This is a genomic window from Pseudophaeobacter flagellatus, assembly GCF_021228235.1.
GTDB lineage: Bacteria > Pseudomonadota > Alphaproteobacteria > Rhodobacterales > Rhodobacteraceae > Pseudophaeobacter > Pseudophaeobacter flagellatus.
Genome location: NZ_JAJQRG010000022.1, coordinates 1 through 4,811, shown reverse-complemented (window position 1 = coordinate 4,811; position 4,811 = coordinate 1). Strand labels below are relative to the sequence as shown.

Sequence of the window (4,811 nt, the reverse complement as noted above, 5' to 3'; positions counted from 1 at the left end):
ATCAATAGAGATCGCGGCGTTCATCAAGCGAAAGCTACGCGAATAGGCGTGTTTTCGGCTCTTTCTGCGGTAACTCCATGTCAAAAATCTCAAGCCCGTGAGAGACATAAAGACTCTCTACCGTTACAGCGTCGCTTCCGTTCAACGTGGCCTGTGATGACCTGCCGGCAGAGATTTCGAGAAGATGCGCACTGATGGAATTGGGCAAGGGATCGCCATAGGTCTTATCGCCTGTGCGGCCGTCATAGGACAGGACGTAAGGCACGTCTCTGGTATCAAGGCGATGCAGTGCCTCAATCAAGGTGTCTCGTTCCAGTTGGGCAGCGTAGCGTTTATCGGGACCGTAAGACGTGCCTTGGTAAGGCGGGTCCATGTAAACGAAATCAGAGGGGCGGGCATTGTGAATGCAGGCCTCAAAGTCGCCTTTGTAGAGTTCTACACGCCCTTTTAAGAGCTTACTGACGGCATGAGCCGTGCGTGCCACCTTGTCGGGTTTCATGCCTGTGCGCCGCTTGTCAGCGGATTGTGTGAAGTGGCCATGTTTGTTGAAACGCACGGCATTCTTCACACATCTGGCAACCAGATACAGAAGCTGCACAGGGTCGGCCTTGTCGTTATAGGCAGAACGAACCTCGTTGAAGTGGTGGGGGTTATCAAGCTGTGCATGCCAGACCTCGTTATACCTTTCAGAGAGTTCGCTAGGCCTCTGGATGATCATTTCCCAAAGGTCGATCAGGACGCCGAAGCTGTCGCCAATAACGAATCTCTCAGCTTGGCTGTGTGTTGCTGCATAGATCGTGATAGCCGCCGAGCCTGCAAACGGTTCGTAAAGTGTCTCAACCCCATCGGGGATAAGCTGACAAATCCTCGGAGCAAGTGAACGCTTGCTGCCTTGGTATGGAATAGGCTGAATGGATAGGGGCTTCATGTTTCTCATGGTGCGGCATGCTATTCGAAGTCATCATTTGTGCATAGTGTGTACGCACAAAGCATCCACAATATTTTGCGGAAAATTGAAGGCGACCCACCCCGCGAGGGGCAGGCAGGCCCCAACGACGGCGCGAGCCGCCACTTATGGAATTGAACATCAGCCCCCTTAACGGAGCTTTTTCTGTTTGTTGCAGTATGCCACGAAGGCTGCACCGCTATTCTTGGGCGGGTTCCCCTTGGCCGCTTCGCTCTTGGCAAACCCCATCCAATCAGAACGAAGGGCGTAGTAGTCTCGGCCTTTTTCCCTCGCAATACCACGCGCCTTGTCCTCCGCCCATTCTGGTAGCCGGATCTCGGGTGAGAGATCGCTCTGCGGCGAACGCGGACGGAAGATTACCAAGTCGTCTGTGGTCAGCTCCATGCGATAAAACGGCGTGTGATCTTCCTCGATGATCTGACGAATGTTCAGCCGGAATTTCTTCAGGGGAGCGTTGCTGCCGGTCTTTTCTTGAAGCTTAGCGAGGCCGATGTGCCATTTCGACTGGCTACCGCAATGCTTGCGACCGATCTCATACAGGCGGCGCTCCAGCGGGCGGCGCAGGCGGAAATAGTCGTTCGAGATCGTCACGACCTCGTCGCCCTCAATCGCGCGCATCACCCAGTCAGACAGGATCACCTCACAGTAGTCGAGCCGCCACTTGCCCTCTTCCTTCATGACGAACCCGCTGCCAGATTCAAGCAGGCTAAAGAAGCGTGTCTCACGTCTGTTCCCGGTCTGAATGTCGGTCTGGAAGGTCGTGCCTATGAGTCTCTGGAACGCCTGTTCCAGGCGTTGATACTCGACCCCGCCCGTCTTGCGGTTGGTGGTGATCATCAGCTCACGGGCGCTGAAGCGCACTCGTTTGCCAATTTTCTCGCCCCGGTTCTTGCGGTGCATGAGCTGGCTCACGCAGAAAATCAGAATGTCCTTGTCGAAGATCGTGGGCAGGCCGACTCCGGATGGCACGATTTTCAGCCGGTTGTCGCCCCCACGATATTCAAGGTGGCGCATGTCCGGCTTGGTCGCGAGTGAGAACAGCGGATGCTCCATCGAGGCCATGTCGTCCTTCGGCACAACATCGGAAATGTCGAGGATGAAGAAGTCCTTCTGGGGATGTCTGTCGGGGAGAAGGGGCATCCGGTTGCCTTGGGTTAGTTCGTTACATTGGGAACCAGCATCATGCAGCGAGCTAGGCTCGTCAAGTTCGTTATATCAGGACCCGATTTGAGGCCATTTCAGTTCGTTAGTTTCGGAACCTAGATTCGTTAGTTTCGGAACCTAGATTCGTTAGTTTCGGAACCCTGTGGATAGTTTACCTTTATTGTATCAGTGAGTTAAGGGCGATTTTTGGCCCCGTAACATACTCCGTAGGTAACACTATTAACACTAGGCGTTGCCTGTGGATTATTCGCTGAGCTGGAACACACAGAACTTGCCGTTCTGCTGATCCGCGATGAAGCCATCCTGCCGAGTGCAGGCCCAATCCAGCCCCATGAGCTGGACGCTGTCCGCAAAATCCCGGCCCAAGTAGTAATCGAACACCACCAATGAAACCAAAGCGCCCGTGGCAAGCCCTGTAAGGGCTGAGAAAGCCATCAGGAGCCAGACGTTGCGCCTACGGGCCAGAACGGTGCCTGAGGCCGCTCTACGGGCCTCTGAGAGGCTGCGCACGGCATCATCAACCTTCCCCTGCATCTCACGGGCGGTCTGATCCAGAGAATGGGCCAGACGGGACGCGCCTTCCCTGCCCCCTTGCGAGGCTGCATTCTGGACCCCCGCGATTTTTTCCGCGTTATCTTCCAGTGCGGCTTGCAGGTGCTTGAGCCGTTCTTCCGTGATCTGGCGTTTCTTCACATCGGCGATTTCGACCCGCAGCAGGGTACGGGCGGCTGGAACAGGTCCGCGAGGTTGTGTCAGGTCTGCGCGAGCGTTTTGCCGAGACCTACGCTCGTGTGCGGGAGGTGGCGGAGCATTCCCTCAACGGGTTGGCCGAGGCATTGCGTGGCGCGGATTTCTCAACACTTGAGGCCGCGCATGAGCAGGTCAGGGAGCGCGACAGAGAGGCAGAGCATAGCATCGAGCACGAGCGCGATATCAGCCGTGAAAGGGATGATGGGTTCAGCTTGTGACCATCTGAAAAGACGGCTGAGAACTCAAGACTTCCCTGCTTAGGTGGTTTTCGTCTAAGCTGGTTTGAAACCAGTAGGAAGTCCACCTCAGACCTCCTGTATAGGGCATAGCAGAACCATGGTAAAACTATCTTTGAATAAGGCTGCAAAGGAGGCGGGGATCGCCAAGTCTACCTTGCTGGATGCCTTAAATAGTGGCCGAATGAGTGCCGAGAAGAACGAAAAGGGGCATTGGGAGATTGACCCTTCTGAGCTTTTCCGGGTGTTTCCGAAAACCAGTTCTGAAAACTCTGAAAAACCGATTCAGACCTCCTTTTCAAACCATCAAAAAACCATCCAAAACAGCGCCTTGGAGATCGAAGTTAAGATGCTTCGGGAGCAGATTGAGCGCATGGACGCGGAACGTGAGCGCGAGCGCTCTCAACTCACCGATCAAATCGAGGTTTTGAAGGAGCAGGCAGAGCGCCAGAGCGCTGATCACAGGCAGGCTTTGGCCGCGTTGACCGATCAGCGAGAGAAGGCCGCAGAGCCGCCCAAGCGTGGCCTCTGGGCGCGTCTAATCGGATAAGTGTTTCCCTTGGAATAACAGGGGATGAAATGCGATGTGCTAGCAATAGTCTGTAGACCTAAAGTCATCAAGTGTTTCAGATGGCTTGATGACAGAAACGGCCAAAGACATTTCGCATTTACAAGAGGTTATCGCTGCGAATGTGCGCAAGCGCCGCCTTCGCATGGGGTTATCTCAGGAAGAATTTGCAGACCTGTGCGGCTATCATCGCACCTACATTGGTTCAATCGAGCGCTCGGAACGAAACATCACCGTTTCGACCTTGGAAGCTCTAGCCAAAAGCCTTGGCGTAGACCCGACAGATTTGTTGAGAGAAGATGGCTGACTTCGACAAGATCAAACGCACTCCGCGCTCTACACTCGACCCTGCGCTTCTGGCGCTGTGCCTTAGCATCGAGGCGAAGCGTGCGCGAACGGTGATCGACCACATCTTAGAACACGGCATCATTACCAATGAAGAATTGAGCGACCTTTATGGGTATGACCACCCGCCTCGTGCAATCCGCGATGTGCGGGAGAACGGTATTCCTCTAGTCACCCATAACGTCACCAGTCCAAAGACAGGGCGTAGAATGGGCGCTTACACTTTCGATGATGTGTCGAAGATCAAGCGTGGCCGCATAGGTGGCCGCAAGGCTTTCTCGAAGAAATTCAAGCAGGATTTGCTTGAGATGTATGGCTCGAAAGATGCCTTCACGGGCGAGGGCTTGGATGAGCGATACCTACAGATCGACCACCGTATTCCCTATGAAGTGATTGGCGACGAGAACGGAAATGCGGCGCTCGATCCGAGAGAATTCATGTTGCTCGATGCCTCGTCTAATCGGGCTAAAAGCTGGTCATGCGAGCACTGCGACAACCTGCTCAAGAAGCACGATCCAGACATATGCAGACGGTGTTTCTGGGCTTCACCGGAGGACTACGATCACATAGCCGAAACGGAATCACGTCGCGTAGAAGTTGTCTGGACTGGTGACGAAGCTCAGTATTACGACAGCCTCAAGAAGGAAGCCGAAGATAAATCAATAGAGATCGCGGCGTTCATCAAGCGAAAGCTACGCGAATAGGCGTGTTTTCGGCTCTTTCTGCGGTAACTCCATGTCAAAAATCTCAAGCCCGTGAGAGACATAAAGACTCTCTACCG

6 protein-coding genes are annotated in these 4,811 nt (G+C 54.2%); 3 read left to right on the top strand and 3 right to left on the bottom strand.

Going from position 1 to position 4,811, the window contains the following annotated elements; genetic code table 11:
* Window positions 1-34 precede the first annotated feature (34 nt).
* From LRK71_RS20390 to LRK71_RS20380, 3 genes are all read right to left on the bottom strand, one after another.
* On the bottom strand, window positions 35-937 hold the full coding sequence (locus tag LRK71_RS20390; protein WP_232405791.1) for a DNA adenine methylase: 903 nt from the start codon (window positions 935-937) through the stop codon (window positions 35-37).
* Window positions 938-1,096: 159 nt separating this feature from the next.
* Window positions 1,097-2,107 (bottom strand): replication initiator protein A, encoded by a 1,011-nt coding sequence (locus LRK71_RS20385; RefSeq protein ID WP_232405790.1) that lies wholly within the window; start codon window positions 2,105-2,107, stop codon window positions 1,097-1,099.
* Window positions 2,108-2,374: 267 nt separating this feature from the next.
* Window positions 2,375-2,824 carry a hypothetical protein gene (locus tag LRK71_RS20380; RefSeq protein ID WP_232405789.1) on the bottom strand — a complete coding sequence of 150 codons (450 nt, stop codon included), beginning with the start codon at window positions 2,822-2,824 and terminating at the stop codon, window positions 2,375-2,377.
* A 393-nt stretch (window positions 2,825-3,217) separates the two neighbouring features.
* Between LRK71_RS20380 and LRK71_RS20375 the strand changes: the two genes are divergently transcribed.
* The 3 genes from LRK71_RS20375 (at window position 3,218) to LRK71_RS20365 (ending at window position 4,734) form a co-directional block, all read left to right on the top strand.
* Window positions 3,218-3,667, top strand: a complete 450-nt coding sequence (locus tag LRK71_RS20375; RefSeq protein ID WP_232405788.1) for a hypothetical protein — start codon at window positions 3,218-3,220, stop codon at window positions 3,665-3,667.
* Window positions 3,668-3,755: 88 nt separating this feature from the next.
* Entirely contained in the window at window positions 3,756-3,992 is a 237-nt protein-coding gene (locus LRK71_RS20370) for a helix-turn-helix domain-containing protein (protein ID WP_232405787.1), read from the top strand.
* A complete protein-coding gene (locus LRK71_RS20365) occupies window positions 3,985-4,734 on the top strand; it encodes a helix-turn-helix domain-containing protein (RefSeq protein ID WP_232405786.1) in 750 nt (249 codons plus the stop codon). Before LRK71_RS20370 ends, LRK71_RS20365 begins: the two co-directional genes overlap by 8 nt.
* Window positions 4,735-4,811 lie beyond the last annotated feature (77 nt).